The sequence below is a fragment of the Arthrobacter sp. Sr24 genome (assembly GCF_054511175.1).
Window position 1 is genome coordinate 1 of sequence record NZ_JBTNDB010000007.1, and the last position, 18254, is coordinate 18254.

Annotated in this window: 17 protein-coding genes and 1 pseudogene; 6 read left to right on the top strand and 12 right to left on the bottom strand. The window is 58.9% G+C overall.

Annotation, left to right across the window (positions count from 1 at the left end; all coding sequences use genetic code 11):
* The first annotated feature begins 116 nt into the window (after window positions 1–116).
* On the top strand, window positions 117–758 hold the full coding sequence (locus ACX80D_RS06610) for an IS3 family transposase (protein WP_459321856.1): 642 nt from the start codon (window positions 117–119) through the stop codon (window positions 756–758).
* A 250-nt stretch (window positions 759–1008) separates the two neighbouring features.
* Here ACX80D_RS06610 and uvrB read toward each other — a convergent pair whose 3' ends face one another.
* Window positions 1009–3090, bottom strand: coding sequence for an excinuclease ABC subunit UvrB (uvrB, locus tag ACX80D_RS06615; RefSeq protein WP_459321857.1), 2082 nt, complete (start codon window positions 3088–3090; stop codon window positions 1009–1011).
* A 160-nt stretch (window positions 3091–3250) separates the two neighbouring features.
* Between uvrB and ACX80D_RS06620 the strand changes: the two genes are divergently transcribed.
* Complete coding sequence (locus tag ACX80D_RS06620) at window positions 3251–3673, top strand: DUF4190 domain-containing protein (protein ID WP_459321858.1); 423 nt, start codon at window positions 3251–3253, stop codon at window positions 3671–3673.
* Between the two features lie 129 nt (window positions 3674–3802).
* On the opposite strand, the gene ACX80D_RS06625 is transcribed toward ACX80D_RS06620, so the two are convergent.
* The 3 genes from ACX80D_RS06625 to ACX80D_RS06635 all read right to left on the bottom strand — a co-directional run bounded on the left by ACX80D_RS06625 (window position 3803) and on the right by ACX80D_RS06635 (window position 5012).
* Complete coding sequence (locus tag ACX80D_RS06625; RefSeq protein WP_459321859.1) at window positions 3803–4243, bottom strand: kynureninase/PvdN C-terminal domain-containing protein; 441 nt, start codon at window positions 4241–4243, stop codon at window positions 3803–3805.
* Window positions 4244–4375: 132 nt separating this feature from the next.
* Complete coding sequence (locus ACX80D_RS06630; protein WP_459321860.1) at window positions 4376–4621, bottom strand: aminotransferase class V-fold PLP-dependent enzyme; 246 nt, start codon at window positions 4619–4621, stop codon at window positions 4376–4378.
* 40 nt (window positions 4622–4661) lie between these two features.
* On the bottom strand, window positions 4662–5012 hold the full coding sequence (locus ACX80D_RS06635) for a hypothetical protein (protein WP_459321861.1): 351 nt from the start codon (window positions 5010–5012) through the stop codon (window positions 4662–4664).
* A gap of 104 nt (window positions 5013–5116) precedes the next feature.
* Between ACX80D_RS06635 and ACX80D_RS06640 the strand changes: the two genes are divergently transcribed.
* Entirely contained in the window at window positions 5117–5335 is a 219-nt protein-coding gene (locus ACX80D_RS06640; protein WP_459321862.1) for a hypothetical protein, read from the top strand.
* A gap of 9 nt (window positions 5336–5344) precedes the next feature.
* A complete protein-coding gene (locus tag ACX80D_RS06645) occupies window positions 5345–5491 on the top strand; it encodes an Lrp/AsnC ligand binding domain-containing protein (RefSeq protein WP_459321863.1) in 147 nt (48 codons plus the stop codon).
* On the opposite strand, the gene coaE is transcribed toward ACX80D_RS06645, so the two are convergent.
* Complete coding sequence (gene coaE, locus ACX80D_RS06650) at window positions 5488–6381, bottom strand: dephospho-CoA kinase (protein WP_459321864.1); 894 nt, start codon at window positions 6379–6381, stop codon at window positions 5488–5490. The genes ACX80D_RS06645 and coaE overlap by 4 nt on opposite strands.
* 92 nt (window positions 6382–6473) lie before the next feature.
* On the opposite strand from coaE, the gene ACX80D_RS06655 reads away from it, so the two are divergent.
* A complete protein-coding gene (locus ACX80D_RS06655) occupies window positions 6474–7196 on the top strand; it encodes an IMPACT family protein (RefSeq protein ID WP_459321865.1) in 723 nt (240 codons plus the stop codon).
* 64 nt (window positions 7197–7260) lie between these two features.
* Here ACX80D_RS06655 and ACX80D_RS06660 read toward each other — a convergent pair whose 3' ends face one another.
* The 4 genes from ACX80D_RS06660 to polA all read right to left on the bottom strand — a co-directional run bounded on the left by ACX80D_RS06660 (window position 7261) and on the right by polA (window position 14141).
* Window positions 7261–7899, bottom strand: coding sequence for a DUF805 domain-containing protein (locus ACX80D_RS06660; protein ID WP_459321866.1), 639 nt, complete (start codon window positions 7897–7899; stop codon window positions 7261–7263).
* 218 nt (window positions 7900–8117) lie between these two features.
* The gene (rpsA, locus tag ACX80D_RS06665) at window positions 8118–9596 is read right to left on the bottom strand and encodes a 30S ribosomal protein S1 (protein ID WP_459321867.1); all 1479 of its coding nucleotides are present in this window, start codon (window positions 9594–9596) and stop codon (window positions 8118–8120) included.
* 451 nt (window positions 9597–10047) lie between these two features.
* Complete coding sequence (locus tag ACX80D_RS06670; protein WP_459321868.1) at window positions 10048–11448, bottom strand: GNAT family N-acetyltransferase; 1401 nt, start codon at window positions 11446–11448, stop codon at window positions 10048–10050.
* A 65-nt stretch (window positions 11449–11513) separates the two neighbouring features.
* Window positions 11514–14141 carry a DNA polymerase I gene (gene polA / locus ACX80D_RS06675; protein ID WP_459321985.1) on the bottom strand — a complete coding sequence of 876 codons (2628 nt, stop codon included), beginning with the start codon at window positions 14139–14141 and terminating at the stop codon, window positions 11514–11516.
* Window positions 14142–14280: 139 nt separating this feature from the next.
* Between polA and ACX80D_RS06680 the strand changes: the two genes are divergently transcribed.
* A complete protein-coding gene (locus ACX80D_RS06680; protein ID WP_459321869.1) occupies window positions 14281–14739 on the top strand; it encodes a hotdog fold thioesterase in 459 nt (152 codons plus the stop codon).
* 91 nt (window positions 14740–14830) lie between these two features.
* Here ACX80D_RS06680 and ACX80D_RS06685 read toward each other — a convergent pair whose 3' ends face one another.
* The 3 genes and pseudogenes from ACX80D_RS06685 to ACX80D_RS06695 all read right to left on the bottom strand — a co-directional run bounded on the left by ACX80D_RS06685 (window position 14831) and on the right by ACX80D_RS06695 (window position 18206).
* Window positions 14831–15085, bottom strand: coding sequence for a hypothetical protein (locus ACX80D_RS06685; protein WP_459321870.1), 255 nt, complete (start codon window positions 15083–15085; stop codon window positions 14831–14833).
* 344 nt (window positions 15086–15429) lie between these two features.
* Window positions 15430–16629: pseudogene (locus ACX80D_RS06690) on the bottom strand (inorganic phosphate transporter); the annotation flags it as partial.
* Between the two features lie 524 nt (window positions 16630–17153).
* Entirely contained in the window at window positions 17154–18206 is a 1053-nt protein-coding gene (locus ACX80D_RS06695; protein ID WP_459321871.1) for an LLM class flavin-dependent oxidoreductase, read from the bottom strand.
* Between the last annotated feature and the right edge of the window lie 48 nt (window positions 18207–18254).

Below are 18254 nucleotides of genomic sequence, written 5' to 3' on the forward strand. Positions count from 1 at the left end.
TCATCCGTAAAACTACGACGTTGACTCTTCTTCTCTGACATCACTGACATCCTCTCAGCAGGATCAATAATCCCGCTAACTCGGGTGTCCACTAATTCAGGCTAACCCCAGGAACGGTGGCCTCGATCATGGCGGAGAATGGCTGGGCAGCCAGACGAATGCGGGCTTTCAAGCGCACCACCATCCCCTCAGACCCAGAGAAAGTCTTCAAGGATTTGATCGGCCGAGACTTCACCGCTGCAACCCCAGGCACCCGCCTCGTCGGAGATATTACCTACTTACGCACCGGCGAGGGGTGGCTGTACCTGGCCACCGTCATCGATCTATGCACCCGCATGATCGTTGGCTGGGCAATGGCCGATCACATGCGTGCTTCGCTCTGTGTCAGCGCGCTGACGATGGCCAGAGACCGCGGACATCTACGAACCGGAGCAATTTTTCACAGCGATCACGGGGTGCAATACACCTCTCGAGAACTTGGATCCTGGTGCGCTGGCAACAGCATCCGCCAATCCATGGGAGCCAAGGGCGTGTGTTGGGATAATGCCGTGGCCGAGTCAGTTTTCTCGTCCCTGAAGAACGAGTTCTACCACCACTACAGCTTTGACACCCGCCAAGACGCCAGACGGGCCACCATGCGATACATCGAGGTCTTCTACAACCGGTGGAGACCGCACACCCACAATGACGGTCTACCGCCGGCAACAGCCATGGCCAACTTCACCACCCAAAACCAGCAACAACCCCTCGCTGCCTAACCCAAAAGAAACTAACCAACTGTCCCAGATCCTTGACACACCTCACTATGAGCAGTGTAGACAACTACCGACCACCAATGGGCCTCCTATGGGATTCGAACCCATGACCCCCGCTTTCTAAAAACACTGGCCATTAAACACGCAGTGGCGAGGCAGATACCCGCCTCGCCACTGCTTTGAAACCAGTAAATCTGGGCTCTTGGCCCTTCAAAACGCGAAGGCCTATCAGATTCGAACCAATGTCTCCGCTTTAGTCGTGGCCGGCTTCTCGCATCTGGCGGAGTTCCTTCTTCAGGTCCCCCACTTCATCGCGAAGCCGAGCGGCCAGTTCGAAGTGGAGATCGGCAGCAGCACCGTGCATCTGGGCAGTGAGTTCCTCGATTAGCTCCACCAATTCCTTGGCAGGGCGGGAGGTAACTGCAGAGCCCTTCTTCTTCCCTGCCTTGCCGCCGGTCTCCCGCTTGAGCCGCGCTTCTTCCAGGAGCGCTGCGGTGTCCGCGTCTTCCCGAGCCAACTGGTCCGTGATGTCCGCAATCTTCTTGCGAAGCGGCTGCGGGTCAATGCCGTGCTTCTTGTTGTAACTAACCTGGATTTCTCGACGCCGATTAGTCTCGTCAATCGCGAACTGCATGGAAGCTGTGATCCGGTCCGCGTACATGTGGACCTCGCCTGAGACGTTTCGTGCGGCTCGGCCGATGGTCTGAATCAGCGACGTCGAGGAGCGCAGGAATCCTTCCTTGTCGGCGTCGAGGATGCTAACCAAGGACACTTCCGGAAGGTCGAGACCCTCACGGAGCAGGTTGATTCCCACCAACACGTCGAAGACACCCATGCGAAGTTCGCGCAATAACTCCACACGCCGCAGAGTATCGACGTCGGAATGCAGGTACTGGACCTTAATGCCGTTGCCGAGTAGATAGTCGGTGAGGTCCTCGGACATCCGTTTGGTCAGGGTGGTGACAAGAATACGTTCGTTCTTGGCCGTCCGCTTGCGGATCTCGCCGAGCAGATCGTTGATCTGGTCTTGTGAAGGCTTAACTATGATCTCAGGGTCAATCAGCCCTGTGGGACGAATGATCTGCTGCACATAGCCGTCCGACATGCCTAACTCATATTTGCCCGGGGTGGCCGAGAGGTACACCGTCTGTCCGATGCGCTCGAGGAACTCATCCCACTTCAGCGGCCGGTTGTCCATGGCTGAGGGCAGACGGAAGCCGTGGTCCACGAGGGTGCGCTTGCGGGACATATCGCCCTCATACATGGCGCCAATCTGCGGAACGGTCACATGGGATTCGTCAATGACCAGCAGGAAATCGTCCGGGAAATAGTCGATGAGGCAGTGTGGGGCGCTGCCCTTGTCACGCCCGTCAATATGCCTGGAGTAGTTTTCGATGCCATTGCAAAAGCCCATTTGCTCCATCATTTCCAGATCGTACGTGGTGCGCATGCGCAGTCGCTGGGCTTCGAGGAGCTTGTTTTGGCTTTCAAGTTCTTTGGTGCGGGACGCGAGCTCGTCCTCAATTTGTTTTACCGCACGGGACATCCGGTCCGGACCGGCAACGTAGTGCGACGCCGGGAAGACGTACATTTCGTTTTCTTCACGGATAATCTCCCCCGTCAGTGGGTGGAGCGTGTAAATATTTTCGATCTCGTCACCGAAGAACTCAACCCGAATGGCCTGCTCTTCATACATGGGGATGATCTCCACAGTGTCACCACGGACGCGGAAAGTACCGCGGTGGAAGTCAATGTCATTGCGGGTGTACTGCATGCTGACAAACTTACGCAGTAGGTCATCGCGGTTCATTTGGTCGCCGCGCGTCAGTGTAACCATGCCCGCAACGTACTCTTCGGGCGTGCCCAAACCGTAGATGCAGGAAACCGTGGCCACCACGATCACGTCTCGCCTGGTCAACAGGGCGTTGGTTGCTGAGTGACGGAGCCGCTCGACTTCCTCATTGACGGAGGAATCCTTCTCAATGAAGGTGTCCGACTGAGGCACGTAAGCCTCAGGCTGGTAGTAATCGTAGTAGGACACGAAATACTCGACGGCGTTATTGGGCAGTAGTTCCCGGAACTCGTTGGCGAGCTGGGCGGCAAGGGTCTTATTCTGAACCAGTACAAGGGTGGGCCGCTGCACCTGTTCAATCAACCACGCCGTGGTGGCTGACTTTCCCGTTCCCGTTGCGCCAAGAAGCACCACGTCCTTCTCGCCATTGTTGATGCGCTCGGTCAGTTCCTTAATAGCCGCCGGCTGATCGCCAGCAGGTTTGAACTCACTGATCACTTCGAAAGGGGCCACAACACGGTTGATCTCTTGGGCAAGACTCATGATGTTAAAACTACCCCTCCCGGGTGCCAGCCGCACAATATCGAAGTTCCACCATGGGCACAACTCACCATGCAACATTCGGTGGACTAAGTGGTATCCATGCAAAAATGAGATGGAAAATCATCACTTTTACGCGTCAATGTTCCCTTGAGAGGAAACCATGTCTTCCAACACTCCCGAAAATCCGTACGGCCAGCAGCCGTCCGCACCGTACGCCTCGCAACCACCGGCATACTCCAGTCAGCAGCCGGGTCAGCAGCCCGGCCAGTACGGCGCACCAGCCACTGACCCCGGCAAGACGATGGCGATCATCGCCATCATCCTGCCGTTCGTCGGCTTTAGCTTGGTTGGTTTGATCTTGGGAATCGTCGCAAAGGTGAAGTCCAAGAAGGCAGGCCACAAGAACACCTTGGCATTGGTGGCCATCATCATCAGCGCCGTAGTCCTAGTAGCCTCCATCATTGGTGGCATCGCCCTCATCGCCTACTTCACTGACCTTAGCCAGCAAATAGTGGAACTTTGCTCCGACGGTTCCGATACTGTCACTATCAGCGGTCAGCCTGTTCCCTGCCCCGCCTCCTAAATCGTTTTCTAAGAGGTGAGTAGTCAGTCGCTCTCTGGCTACTAAATAGCCGAGTATGAGTATGGCCCGCACCAATTGGTGCGGGCCATACTGCTGTGGATTCTCTCTGGATCAGGTGACAGCCTTGCGCTATTTAGATTCCGGGACATCCCACGAGCGCGTATCCAGAATCTCTCGGAGAATTCCCACCGCGTCCCAAATCCCTGCGAAGCCGAGGTATAGCGGAGTGATACCGAAGCGCAACACCTCTGGCGCCCGGTAGTCTCCAATGACACCGCGGGCAATTAATGCGCTCATCACTGCGTAGCCTTCTGGGTGACGGAAGCTGACGTGACTCCCCCTCTGCGTGTGATCACCGGGCGTGATGAGTTCTAGCGGATGTCCTCTGCAACGCTGTTCAACGAGCGTGATGAACAAAACTGTCATTGCAAGAGATTTCGCCCGGAGTGCGGCCGCATCGACGTCGAGCATGATGTCCAGCCCCGTTTCAGCCATGGCCATCGCTGAGATTGGCTGAGTGCCACAGAGAAATCGATTGATGTCCTGAGCCGGCGAATAGGAATCTGCCATCGCGAAGGGATTCGCGTGCGACCACCAGCCAGCCAATGGCTGCCAGAAACGATTTTGATGCCGCGAGTTGACCCAAATGAATGCCGGAGACCCCGGCCCACCATTGAGGTACTTATAGGTACACCCCACCGCTTAGTCTGCATCAGCTCCAACAAGGTCCAGCGGAACAGCTCCGGCGGCATGCGCCAGATCCCAAACAGCCAGGGCACCAACGGCGTGAGCTTGGGCAGTCACCTCTGCCATGTCCCGCATGGCCCCGGTCCTGTAACTAACGTGCGAAAGCGCAAGGACGGCCGTCGACTCATCGAGGGCCTCGCTTAGCGGAAACTCATCGTCAATCAGCCGTACCTCGTAGCGCACACCGGCTTCATGACTCATGGAGTTCAGGAAGTCGGCAATCCCTTCGGCAATCTAGACGTCAGAGGGAAAATTGTCGCGCTCGGTCACGATAACTCGTTGTATCAGTTACTACCGTCTGCCCTTGGCCACCACCCACAAGTCGGGCAAATTTATCACCTAGGCGCCGCGGAAGATCAAACCATCCGGCGGTGTTCCAGCTGCGGATCAGGCCAACGCCCCATTCTTGTGTGACCACTTCTTGGACTCGTTCCAGAGCTCCTACCGGACGCGGCCCCAAGGAATTGCCGTCCAGATAGATGACACCTTGGGGCAGGATAAACCGCTCCCTGAAAGCGGCCAGAGAATCCCTCGCATCCGCGGCGACGCAATCACTACGTTCGGTACGGGCGGCGGTACCATGCAAAGTCATCTGGGCTCCCTTGGATTCTGTGTTCCTGTGGATTCGGTCGGCAATCTGGGTGCCGCACCAACTCCCCACACCGTAGAATAATCACCTACTCAGAACAAGAGAGATTGGCCATTCTGCTTGCACAGCGGGCCGTCTTAGCTCCCTCTACCTGCCTCAACAGGGTCCGGGCCTTGTGCGTTGCGGGCATCATTCACGGATTCCATGCCGGCATCAATCTCAGCAGCCTAGGCCTAGACGTCGGGGCCATGATCTCCATTAACGTCCATGCTCTCGCCCGAAAGACCATGCTGGAGCTTGCCCGAACGAACGGTGATTTTCCGTAGACTATCAGTGTGTTTGTGCTGGGTGGCGAGTGCGATCTCCTTCTACAGCTTGCCTGCGCCAGCACAGCGCACCTGCGTGACTTCGTTGCCCTCAACCTTGGCAGCAACCAAGCCTCTGTCAGTACCCAGACAACCCTGATCTTTGAGCAACTCTAGGCCTCGAAGGAAATCCTGGCAGGCTGCCCGGGATCGGCGGAGGCCAATATCGTTGCGTCACCAATGGCATCTGCCACGGGAAAGTATCCGGCCCCAGCCAACGCCTCAAGAACCGTGCCGGGGGAAACCCCGTCCGCGGCCTCCACGCGGAATGCCGGACCAGCAGCGTCGGGACGCAAGGCGAGGATGACAGCAGACTCCCCCACCGCATGCTTCAAACGAGCCAAAAGCCTGGCCGTCCCTGCCGCGTCATCATCAGAGGTTCCCCCGTGAGCCCGCCCCGCCGCCAAATTCAACGCAAAGGGCAATAGCCGTTCATGCCACAATCCATCCAGAACGGCGATGACCTCATCCCGGCTCCCGTCATTGACAATCACCACATCCGCCACGGCCGCACGCTCTTCGTCGGTAGCCTGAGCGGCCATACGGGCCAGAGCATCCTCTCGGGACATTCCGCGGTCCCGGATCATCCGCTCAATTCGCAATTCCGAGGGAGCCTGCGCCACCACCACGAGGTGAAAGTTAGGTCCTTGCCCCGACTCCACCAGCAGCGGGATGTCTTGAACCACAATGGCGTCAGGACCGGCGTCGGCATGCAACGCAGCAGCCGCCGCACGCACCAGCGGGTGGGTGATGGCATTGAGCGCAGCGAGCTCCGCCTTATTGGAGAAAACTCGGACCCCAAGAGCGGCTCGATTCAGCGAGCCGTCTGGCAGCAAAACCTCCGCACCAAAGTGATCCACGACGGCGGCCAGTCCAACGGTGCCGGGGGCCACCACGTCGCGGGCAAGCTGGTCGGCGTCAATGACAATGGCTCCCAACTCGCGGAAACGGGTAGAGAGCAGAGATTTGCCGGCCGCGATACCACCGGTGAGACCTAGTGAGAGCATTCCCCCATACTATCGAGCAGGCCACCAGACGGTTTCCCCGGCAAAGCCAGCCGGACACCAGCATTGCCTCCTCCGTTGGATAGGATCGGCAAGTGACACTTCCTCTAGCCTCAGCTGGCCCCAACAGCTACACAACGCTGGCCTCCGGCCCTGACTTTCGGCACGAAATTTCTATCAAAAGATCCCGCTTCATCACGGTTCTACGGCGCGTTGAGGAAGAATCTACCGCCCGCGAGTTGGTTGCTGAATTACGCAAGGAATTCTACGACGCCAGGCACCACTGCTCCGCCTTTGTCATCGGCGCTGACCGCGGCATCCAGCGCTCGAACGACGACGGCGAACCATCCGGCACCGCGGGGATCCCCATGCTAGACGCGCTCATCAAGCGGGAGTTCCCCGCTCCGTCCAGCAACGGGAGCAACACCTCAGCCGCCGCCAACCTCAGTGACGTATGCGCCGTCGTCGTACGTTATTTTGGTGGCATTCTCCTCGGCGCTGGAGGGCTGGTGCGTGCCTATTCGGAATCGGTCAGCACGGCGATGGATATGGTCCCGCTGGTTCGCAGGGAGCGGCTGAAGTTATTCACCATCGCCGTGCCGCATGCGCAGGCCGGGCGGCTGGAGAATGATCTGCGCAGCTCCGGTTACCTCATGACCGGCAACACATACGACGGCGCCGACACTCATCTTGGTCTGGCCATGGCCGACGACGAGCAGGTCATCACCGCCGCCGTGGAACGCCTCGCCGCGCTTACCGCGGGCCGATGCGTGCTGACGGCAGCCGGAACTGACTGGGTCGACACAATTCTGGGCTAACCATTAACCACTTTGGGCCCGCCACCCAAGGTGACGGACCCAAATGGCTGTGGGGTGATGACCGCTAGCGGCCTTGCTGCGGATAGTTGCCCTGCGGCTGGCTGGACGGGAGCTGATACGCCATCTTGTCGAAACGGGCACCTTGGGGGCTGCTGGGAAGGCAAGCCAGAATCCAGAGGACCATTCCACCCACATAAGGAATCAGGCCTAGAGCTAGGAATCCGCCACTCATATTGGCGTCATGAAGCCTTCGGACGGACAACGCCAGCGACGGCACCACCAGCGCCAAAGCGAAGAGCGCGTAAATCACGGCGATGAATCCGGCGAGAGCAGAAGCTCCTGAATCATCCGTTGCCACGATCAGACCCATGACCAGCATGAATAAGACGACGTGGAACAGCTGAACCCACCAGAATTGGCTGCGAGTGGAGCGTCCGCTGAAGCCAGCGTACTGTCCAAGATAGCTCTTGAGGGCTGCAACAGGTCCAGTCACGTTCCCGCGCTGGGAGGACAGGAACCCTTGAGCGTACTGGTGCTGTCCTTGCTGCTGAAACGATTCTGCCGCCGGTTCTTGAACCGGGACCGTTTCAAAGGAAGGCGGCGGAGTAGCCGGACTGAAATAACCTGGGGTGACGTGTCCAGTGGACGGCGGAGTATAGGGGGCCTGGTTATGTTCAGGCCCGCCCGGATAGTTCGATGTCATGTACTGTCTTCCCCTGGATGATGGTGTGTTCTATTGATCATATCCAGTGGGCACTGACAATGTCGCCACCAGCCTAGCCGTTGCCCAATGAATGGCAAAGGACACATCCACTTGGTACGCATTATTCGTTAAGCAGGCGAGGGTCCCCGCCAATGGCGGGGACCCTCACTCACATTAGTAACACCACATTTTCATGGGCGTACTAGCTGAAGCCGAAATTAGTTTCCGGTCAGCTTTTCGCGCAGAGCAGCAAGTGCTTCATCCGATGCCAAGGTACCGGCACCGGTTTCGGCGGCAGCAGGCTCGGAGGAGTAGGAAGTCCCTGCGGACTCGCCACCTTCACCGGCGTTGTCAGCAGCTGCATCTTCTGCGGCGTGCTCGGCAACCTGCTTCTTGTGTGACTCCCAGCGAGCCTGAGCGTCAGCGTACTGCTGCTCCCAGACGGAGCGCTGGGACTCGTAGCCTTCAAGCCACTCGTTGGACTCGGAATCGAAGCCCTCCGGGTACTTGTAGTTGCCCTCTTCGTCGTACTCGGCAACCATGCCGTAGAGTGCGGGATCGAACTCGGTGGAGTCGACGTCGACACCTTCGTTGGCCTGCTTAAGGGACAGCGAGATGCGGCGGCGTTCCAGGTCGATGTCGATGACCTTGACGAACAGTTCGTCACCAACGGAGACAACCTGCTCGGCCAGCTCAACGTGGCGGACTGCCAGCTCGGAGATGTGAACCAGGCCTTCGATGCCGTCTTCAACGCGAACGAACGCACCGAACGGAACCAGCTTGGTGACCTTACCCGGTACAACCTGCCCGAGGGCGTGGGTGCGGGCGAAGGTCTGCCACGGGTCTTCCTGCGTAGCCTTGAGCGACAGCGATACACGCTCGCGGTCCAGATCCACTTCGAGAACCTCGACGGTGACTTCCTGGCCAACTTCGACAACCTCGGACGGGTGGTCGATGTGCTTCCAGGACAGCTCGGAAACGTGAACGAGGCCGTCTACGCCGCCAAGGTCCACGAATGCACCGAAGTTGACGATGGAGGAAACAACACCGGGACGAACCTGGCCCTTTTCCAGCTTGTTGAGGAACGTGGAGCGAACCTCGGACTGGGTCTGCTCGAGCCAGGCACGGCGGGACAGAACAACGTTGTTGCGGTTCTTGTCCAGCTCGATGATCTTGGCTTCGATCTGCTGACCGATGTAGGGAGCCAGGTCGCGCACACGGCGCATCTCGACCAGCGATGCGGGCAAGAAGCCGCGCAGGCCGATGTCGAGGATAAGACCACCCTTGACCACCTCGATGACGGTACCGGTAACGACACCATCTTCTTCCTTGACCTTCTCGATGTCGCCCCAGGCACGCTCGTACTGAGCGCGCTTCTTGGAGAGAATCAGGCGGCCTTCTTTATCTTCCTTCGTGAGGACCAAGGCTTCGACCTGATCGCCAACGGCGACAACGTCACCGGGATCAACGTCGTGCTTGATGGACAGCTCGCGGGAGGGGATGACACCTTCGGTCTTGTAACCGATGTCGAGCAGAACTTCGTCGCGGTCAACCTTGACAACAACACCTTCGACGAGGTCGCCGTCGTTGAAGTACTTGATGGTTGCATCTACTGCGGCGAGGAATTCTTCAGCCGTACCAATGTCGTTGATAGCAACAACAGGAGTACTAGTCTTCTCGGGGGTCGTGATGGTCATGTAGTAGGGGCTCCGATGTGGATAGTTGGTTTCGACGAACCCGGGGCTAGGCCGCGAGGTATCGCGTCCATGCCGGATCGGGTCCGAAAATTATTAGGGTTGCAGGGGTTCCTGCGGATCGTGATTGCACGCCTCGGGTGGAATATGCCGGGTTCTCCGGCCTACTTCACGCATGACATGCCTATTTAGTCTAGTTGGTTGGAGCAGGGAGCGCAAAAGTTCGCTGGTTGCTTGCCTTAATGTCAAGGATGGAGAACTCGGCGCTTCTCATTTTGGGGCCGAATACGTAGATATTACTTGCCGTTATGCTGATTTGGGCCGCCGCTGTGGGGCGTTCTGCGCTGGGTAGATCCCCGTGGGACATGCTTTTTGCTGGAGTGTACGCGCGGCTCCAGTTGGCTGTGTGGTGCTTGTCATAGCGAGGCGCCAAGATGATCGTAGACGGACCATCTTAGAAGTGAGTCAGGCAGTGCGGCGTACTCGTTGGGCTGAACAAGGCATCGAAGCGATCCACAGCCCCAGCCTTGTACTCTTGGAGGCGCCCGGCGGCACTGAGAGTCCGAGCCGAAACACCGCCAAGATACAAGCTCGAGAGTTCAGCGACGCCAAGACTCAGCTCAGGTGACTCATCCACTGACTCCTCCACAGCGGCTTGACCAGCTGCGGGGACCTGACTCTCGCTTCCCGTGACCGTCTCCGCCAACCGCGTCACCGTAGCCCGGCCGCCGTCGACCTCTATGCGGAACAACCCCGAGGCATGCCCCAACTGGTCACCTACATGGATGGTGATGCGTCCGTCGTGCTCGTAGTGCCGCGCTGCCAGAACAGCTGGGACGTCGAGAATGCGCAGCCACAGCAGATCTTCAGTCTTGGAACGCTGGTAGTCCCGCTGGGCGGCAATGGCCCATTCCAGCGGATCAACCAGCGGCGCCCTGTCCCAAGTGATGGCATCGATCAAGTCCAAGGAACCTAAATAGTTCCACAGGGCCAGATAAGCCTCCTCGGTGGCGGCCAGCAGGTCAACAATTTCCACCGTAGAGCGGCTCTTACCCTCGTTGGGGGTGTACGTGACGTAGCCATCCACCTCACCAGCGGAGTTGTAATGCAAGGCGGCCCGAATCTTCTTGACCGGCTCCATGGACTCGTAGCTGCCCTGACCCGCCGCCATGAATCGGTAGATGTCTTGGCGCCCAATGGACCCGTACGTTGATGCGTGGACCTTGGCGAAGACCTCATTGTGCACCTCGAGGATGACCTTGGGATCGGCCACTTCCACGCGGCCCTGCCGTGCCGCGGCAGGGTTGTGGAATGCCAGGCCACCCTTGACAGCAACTTCCACCGAGCATTCATGCGTGGCCACCCCGAACCCGAACCGCCCATAGATGGTGGCCTCCGACGCCGTCAGCGCTGCGATGGGTATCCCCGCGGCTTTGGCCTGAGCGAGGTCTGAGCTCATCATTGCCCGGAGTAACCCTCGACGGCGGTGGCTGGGGCGCACCGTCACGGCAGTAATCTGGTGGACCGGAAGTAACGTCCCCGCACCCACGTTGAGAGTCTTACGGTGGTAGGCGTACGTTGCCACCGGATAGTGCACACCCCACGCACCTACCGGCGCCACAGAGTCACTCAAATAGGCGCCGATGACCATGCGCCCGTCCACTTGCTCCGCCGTCACCAGTTGCTCATTCAGCTCCGGGGCAGGGGGTGCCCCATAGAAACCCAAAGCCACTGCTTCGATCCAATAGCCCACTTCGGCGGGAACTTCCCCGTTCTCAAAACGCACCGGGAACGAACGCAGCTCATAGGGAAAGGACCGCTGTTGACGGGTGGACTTCTCGCTGGCAGTGCTCATGGTGGCTCCTGGTGGAAAAGTTGTGCGGATGGCTGAGGTGTCAGTGGTGGGTGGGGCTGGGATGGTTAGTGCCCGGCGTCGTTCCAGCTGGCGCCCACGCCTACCTGGACTTCCAGGGGCACCTTCAGTTCTGCCGCGGCACCCATCTGTTCGATGACCAGAGCCTTGACCACCTCAAGCTCCCCCGGCCAAATTTCAAGGATCAATTCATCGTGGACCTGCAGCAGCATCCGTGATTTCAGCTCCTGCTTCCGCAAGGCAGCATCTACACCGAGCATGGCGGCCTTGATGATGTCAGCTGCCGAACCCTGAATGGGTGAGTTCAGCGCCACACGCTCAGCGAGTTCACGCAGCTGACGGTCGGTGCTAGCTAGGTCCGGCAGGTAGCGGCGGCGGCCCTCAATGGTGGAGGTGTAGCCGTCAATGCGAGCCTGTTCCACCACACCACGCAGGTAGTCGCGAACCCCACCAAAGCGGTCAAAGTAGTCCTTGACCAAAGTACGGGCCTCATCCACCGAAATTTCCAGCTGCTTGGACAGGCCAAAGCTGGTGAGCCCATAAGCCAAACCATAAGACATGGCCTTGACCTTGGAACGCATGGCTGAGGTGACCTCTTCCGGGGCCACACCAAACACATGTGAACCCACGTAACGGTGCAGGTCTTCACCAAGGGCATAGGCCTCAATCAGGCCGGCATCTTCGGAAAGGTGCGCCATGATCCGCATTTCAATTTGCGAGTAATCCGCCGCCAGTAGGCATTCGTAGCCTTCGCTGACCACGAAGATGTCACGAACCCGGCGGCCCTCTTCGGTGCGGATCGGAATGTTCTGCAGGTTGGGGTTGATGGAGGACAAACGGCCCGTCGCGGCAACATTCTGGGCATACGTGGTGTGAATGCGGCCATCCTGTGCAACAGATTTCTTGAGGGTTTCCACCATCTGCTTCAGCTTCGATGCTTCGCGGTGGGCCATCAGCTGGGCTAAGAACTCATGGCCGGTCTTTTCCAACAACATCTTCAAAGAAGCAGCATCGGTGGTGTATCCGGTCTTGATCTTCTTCGTCTTGGGCAGACCCAACTCCTCAAAGAGCACCTGCTGTAGCTGTTTGGGCGAGCCCAGATTAACCTCATGCCCAATGGCGGCGAAGGCGGCCTCTTGAGCGGCATTCATGGCCGCGGTGAAGTCTGCGAGCAGTGTGGCCAGACGTTCCTGGGAGATATCAATGCCGGTCAATTCCATGGTGGCCAAGATTCCTGCCAGCGGCAGTTCCAACTCGTGCAACAAGCGTTCGGCGCCACGCTCCACCAGCAGGGGCGCAAAATGCTCGCTCAGAAGCAGTGCCACGTAGCCACGCTGGACGGCATCGGCGAAGGTGGAATCCCCTTCCAGCCCCAAATCCAGTTGCCCGGACTCGGTCGCAGCTGCGTCGAAGGAAACTTTCAGGTGCACCTGGCTCAGCTCAGCCAACTCGTAGCTGCGGCGGTCCGGCTGGATGAGGTAGCCCGAGAGGGAGGTGTCATCGACCACGCCAGCCACAGCAAGTCCGCGCAGCGAGAGTGCTTTGAACGCTTCCTTGTACTCGTGAATTATCTTCGGTGCATCCGAAGCCAACCATGCAGCCAGCTCAGATTCCAGCGCCGCATCAGCAGCAGCCAAATCAACCACGACGGCGGATTCGGCACGTACCAGCGCCACCCCGACAGCTTCGTGGGCTAGTCCAACTTTTTCGCTGAGCACCTCAACGGCCATAGCCGAACCGCCAGCAGCAGCGAGCCACGTCTTGAGCTCAGCGGCTTCGGTGAGCACTTGGTGGGCAGGGACTTGGTGAGCTTCTCCGGCGTCGACCGTTTCTTCTTCGCCAAACATGTCAAAGAGACGCTTGCGCAGAGTGTTGAACTGCAGCGCGTCAAAGAGCTCCTCGACAGCTTCGCGGTCCGGGGCCTGAAGCACGGTATCGGTGATGGCGACCGGCAGTTCCATGTCCCGCAGCAGGTGGTTCAGGCGGCGGTTGCGCTTGACATCCTCAACGTGGGCGCGCAGCGACTCCCCCACCTTGCCGCCAATGGCGTCTACGTTTTCAAGGACGCCATCGAGATCTCCGTAGAGCTTGAGCCACTTGGCCGCCGTCTTGGGGCCCACACCGGGAACGCCGGGCAAGTTGTCAGCCGATTCTCCCACGAGGGCAGCAAGATCGGAGTAGCGGTTGGGCGGCACCAAGTATTTGGCCTCAACGGCATCCGCATCCATGGGTGGAATGTCTGAGATGCCCTTCTTCGGGTAGAGGACTAGCACCTTTTCGGTGATGAGCTGGAACGCGTCACGGTCACCGGAGACCACTAGAACGTCCCAGCCAGCCTCCTCGCCCTGCGTAGACAGAGTCGCGATGATGTCATCGGCTTCGAAACCATCCACCGAAATGGTGGGGATGCGCATGGCCGCCATGACCTTGATGATCAGATCGATCTGCCCGTAGAACTCCTCCGGCGTCTTGTTCCGGCCGCCCTTGTACTCGGTGTATTCCAGTGAACGGAACGTGGGTGTGTCCAAGTCGAAGGCAACCACGACGTGCGTGGGCTTTTGCTGACGAATCATGGTCAGCAGCATGGAGGTGAATCCGTGCACGGCATTGGTGTGCTGGCCGGTGTCGGTGGCAAAATTTTCCGGCGGCAGAGCATAAAAAGCGCGGAAGGCCATGGAGTGGCCATCAATGACCAGAAGGCGCGGCGTTTCAGCGCCAGGGAGGCCGGCGGCGGGCGCTAAGGCCGATTTCGGTGCAACAGTGGACAGGGGGGCCGTTTTGGCAGATTCACTCACAAGTGTCAGCCTAGTCATCATGAGCAATAAATTCACGCCGCACCCCATGACCGAAGAACTCCTCGCCGCAGGTATCCCCCCAGAATTTCACGCTTCGTTAGGAGAACATGGCGTAGGGGCGCTGGTCACAAAGATGGGGATCGTCTTCACCCACATGGGGGCCGATTCCATGGTGGCCACCATGCCAGTGGAAGGAAACACCCAGGTGACGGGCCTACTCCACGGTGGCGCACACGTGGTTTTAGCCGAAACGCTAGGCTCCTTTGCCGCATTTTTTCACGCCGGACCAAACTCCAGCGTAGTAGGCATTGAGATCAATGCCACACACCACCGGGGCGCTTCCAGCGGGCTGGTCACCGGCACAGCCACTCCGATCCATCTGGGCCGTACCCTGACAACTCACGAGGTAGTCATGACTAATGAGGCCGGCCAACGCCTCTCAACCTGCCGGATCACCAACATGATTCTGGCGTCCTAGCCCGTCCTTAAACGTCCGACGCCGGGCACTTACCTTCCGCTGAAGCGAAAAGGTGAGTGCCCGGCGTCGTGCGTTGACGAAGGCAAAAAACCTAGAAAATGTTGCCGATAATGGTTTCCGCGATCTCGCTCAGAGCCGGCACGATCAAGACGATCCCGGCCAGAACAGCCAGCACGCAGAAGCCAAAGCAAATGTAGGAGCCCCACTTGGCTGCATGGTTGTTGCGTCCGTCGTCATCGCCGCTGACTGCCGTGAACCGGACACCCAAGGAATACATGGTGACCACAAATCCGGCACCAACAAGGGTTGTCAGGCCTACTGTGACAAATCCAAACCAGTCAATCACTTGTTGTCCTCCGTACCGTTATCCTGGGCCCCATTGTCAACTGCAGCAAGATCCCGCGGCACTTCAGCCTGCTGCACTTCAGGCTGCGGCGCCCTAGCTTGCATATCCGCGGCCGGGTTTTCCTTGACGGGCTTGGGTTGCGCTGATTTGGGCTGCGCTGATTTGGCCTGGGCAGCTTTGGCCTGGGCTGCGGGCTTCGGAGCCTTCGCGTCGAGAGCCGCCTTGGTCATGGCCTTTAGTACAGCCGTGTCGGCGCGGTCTAGTGCTGTCTGGGCGATGGTGCGGGCAGCCGCGGTTTCCGCAGCACGCCTGGCGGCCTTGTCGGCCACCTTCTGAGCAGCAAGGGCCTTGGCGGCCAAACGCTCACGTTCTTTCTTGCTGGGAATGTGCATTGCCTCTCCCACGGCGTCGACGTCGCTGATGGCGTTGCTGTGGTCTACCACCTCACGCTGTGAAATGACGAACATGGTCAAGATAGCGGCCAGACCCAATACGGCCACGATGATCAGGCCAACGGTTCCGGTGCGGATCAACAGGGCGGCCAGGCCACCAATAAGTCCGGCGGCCGGCAGCGTCAAAAGCCAAGCGATACCAATCTTGCCGATCGCGCCCCACCGCACGGTGGAACCCTTACGGCCTAGACCAGAGCCAATCACGGACCCGGAAGCGACGTGAGTGGTGGACAGCGCGAAGCCAAGGTGGCTGGAGGCCAAAATGGCTGCGGCGGTGCTGGTTTCTGCGGCGAAACCCTGCGCGGGCTTGACGTCGGTGAGGCCGGACCCCAGTGTTCGAATGATCCGCCAACCACCGGCGTATGTGCCTGCCGCAATGGCGATAGCACAGGTAGCTATGACCCAGAAGTGCGGGCCTGTGCCGGCCTGCTGCATGCCGGAAGCGACCAAGACCAAGGTAATGACACCCATGGTCTTCTGCGCGTCGTTCGTACCGTGCGCAAGCGCAACGAGCGAGGAGCTAAAGACCTGGCCGCGACGGAAACCGCCACGCTTCTGGGTGAGTTTGTCACCAGAGTCCGGATCATGGCGACGAGTGATGCCGTAGGCGAGCTTGGTGCACAGTAATGCCACCAGTCCGGCAATGGTCGGCGCCAGAATGGCAGGCAGCAGCACTTTGGAGACCACCACCATGAAGTTCACGGCACCCAGTGACCAGGTGCCTACGATGGCCGCACCGATCAGCCCACCGAAGAGGGCATGGGAAGAGCTCGAAGGCAGGCCCATCAACCAGGTCAGCAAGTTCCAGAGCACCGCACCCATCAGTCCGGCAAAGATCATTTCCGGGGTGATAGCGACGCCGTTGGGCCCGCCTTCATTGATGATGCCACCGGAAATGGTCTTGGCCACCTCCGTGGAGAGGAAAGCGCCCACCAAGTTCAAGATTGCAGCAAGAGCAACAGCTGTCTTGGGTTTGATGGCGCCTGTGGCAATGGGGGTTGCCATAGCGTTGGCTGTGTCGTGAAAGCCATTCGTAAAGTCAAAGAAGAGGGCCAATGCTATGACTAGCACGACCATGAAGGTGAGATCCACCCGCGGTCCAATCTTGAGAGGGCGTAAGCGTGAAGGCGAAATTCTGAAGTCGGAAACTATTGCCAACGCCCATGACGTGCGGCAATGATGGCGAACCCAACAGCTACGATCCTACGACGATTTTGGCTCTTAAGTGTCCAGTACCCCCTCATCAGGTTAACGGAAAGTGAACAAGGGGTTAACCCCTGCGGCGGATTCAAGGGTTAGCTGCGACCCGCAGCCGTCACGGCACCGTCACTACGCCGCAGCAGCACCATAGACGCAGCACAGCCTTCTGCCCACCGAGCGAGGAGTGTTTTCTTGATCACGTTGACTCCGCTCATGCTGTCACCGATGATTTTAAGCCGGTTCTACGCACCATAAACACCGAAGAGGTGAGATCCAGCACGCACATCGCGCAGAACCTCACCTCTTACCCAGAATTTTCTTCGGGACCTCATGCAGAATTTCGTTCAGGACTACTCAGCGCTAAGTGGCCTCCGGCCTAGCCCAGCCCTGACCCTGCCCTAGCCCTAGCCCTAGCCCTAGCTGAGGTTTTCACGCACCCGCGGAGCAACTTCGGTGGCGTAGAGCTCAATGCTCTTCATCATGGCTTCGTGAGGGAGCGTGCCGTGGCTGTACTTCAGGTCAAAGCGCGACAGCCCCAAAGACGTGGCCACTGTGGTGATCTTTTTAGCGACAGTCTCGGGCGAGCCCACCATGAGCGCCCCCTTGGGACCGGCGGTAGCATCAAATTCGGCCCGGCTCAGCGGCGGCCAGCCACGATCGCGGCCAATGCGGCCATGCGCTGCTGCGTAATGCGGCCAAAGCTCGTCCATGGCTTGCTGATCGGTTTCAGCAATGTGGCCCGGGGAGTGCACTCCGATGGGCTGTTCGGGCTGGCCAAATTCCTTCAGCGCACGGTGGTAGAGCTCGGCGAACGGGGTGAACTGTGCCGGCTCCCCACCAATGATGGCCAGCATCAGCGGCATGCCATAGTGCGCTGCACGCACCACTGACTGCGGGCTACCACCGACGGCAACCCACGTCTTAAGAGCACCCGATTCGGTGTGGGGGTACACCATTTGGCTATGCATGTCCGGGCGGAAGTTGCCGCTCCAGCTCACGGGCCCTTCCTTGCGCAACTCGTTGAACAATTCCAGCTTCTCTTCGAAGAGTTCCTCGTAGTTGGCGAGGTCAAAGCCAAACAGTGGGAAGGACTCGGTGAAGGACCCCCTGCCCAGTGTGACTTCAGCGCGGCCGGAAGAAACGGCGTCGAGCGTTGAAAAACGCTGGAAGACACGGATGGGGTCATCGGAGCTGAGCACAGTGACGGCGGACCCGAGGCGGATCTGCCGCGTCTGCCCCGCGATGGCAGAGAGCACCATATCCGGGGAGGAAATAGCGTAGTCATCGCGGTGATGTTCGCCTACCCCAAAATAGTCAAGGCCCAGCTTGTCGGCCAGCACGGCCTCTTCGACGACGTCGCGGATCACGTGCGCGGCGTGCTTGGGTGCACCGTTGGCATCCAGGGTAATGTCACCAAACGTGTCCAAACCCAGCTCGATCTGCCGGGGTTGAGAAGTACTGGGAGTCATCAGATTCATCCAATCAAATAAATATACGTTTGTATCTACTTGGAGAAC

Coding starts and splice junctions, on each gene's coding strand:
- coaE (WP_459321864.1), bottom strand. CDS start 6,381: ATGCTCTCACTAGGTCTCACCGGTGGTATCGCGGCCGGCAAATCTCTG.
- ACX80D_RS06625 (WP_459321859.1), bottom strand. CDS start 4,243: ATGGCAGATTCCTATTCGCCGGCTCAGGACATCAATCGATTTCTCTGT.
- ACX80D_RS06620 (WP_459321858.1), top strand. CDS start 3,251: ATGTCTTCCAACACTCCCGAAAATCCGTACGGCCAGCAGCCGTCCGCA.
- ACX80D_RS06660 (WP_459321866.1), bottom strand. CDS start 7,899: ATGACATCGAACTATCCGGGCGGGCCTGAACATAACCAGGCCCCCTAT.
- ACX80D_RS06630 (WP_459321860.1), bottom strand. CDS start 4,621: ATGAGTCATGAAGCCGGTGTGCGCTACGAGGTACGGCTGATTGACGAT.
- rpsA (WP_459321867.1), bottom strand. CDS start 9,596: ATGACCATCACGACCCCCGAGAAGACTAGTACTCCTGTTGTTGCTATC.
- ACX80D_RS06695 (WP_459321871.1), bottom strand. CDS start 18,206: ATGACTCCCAGTACTTCTCAACCCCGGCAGATCGAGCTGGGTTTGGAC.
- ACX80D_RS06635 (WP_459321861.1), bottom strand. CDS start 5,012: ATGACTTTGCATGGTACCGCCGCCCGTACCGAACGTAGTGATTGCGTC.
- ACX80D_RS06680 (WP_459321869.1), top strand. CDS start 14,281: ATGAGCAATAAATTCACGCCGCACCCCATGACCGAAGAACTCCTCGCC.
- polA (WP_459321985.1), bottom strand. CDS start 14,141: ATGGCCTTCCGCGCTTTTTATGCTCTGCCGCCGGAAAATTTTGCCACC.
- uvrB (WP_459321857.1), bottom strand. CDS start 3,090: ATGAGTCTTGCCCAAGAGATCAACCGTGTTGTGGCCCCTTTCGAAGTG.
- ACX80D_RS06670 (WP_459321868.1), bottom strand. CDS start 11,448: ATGAGCACTGCCAGCGAGAAGTCCACCCGTCAACAGCGGTCCTTTCCC.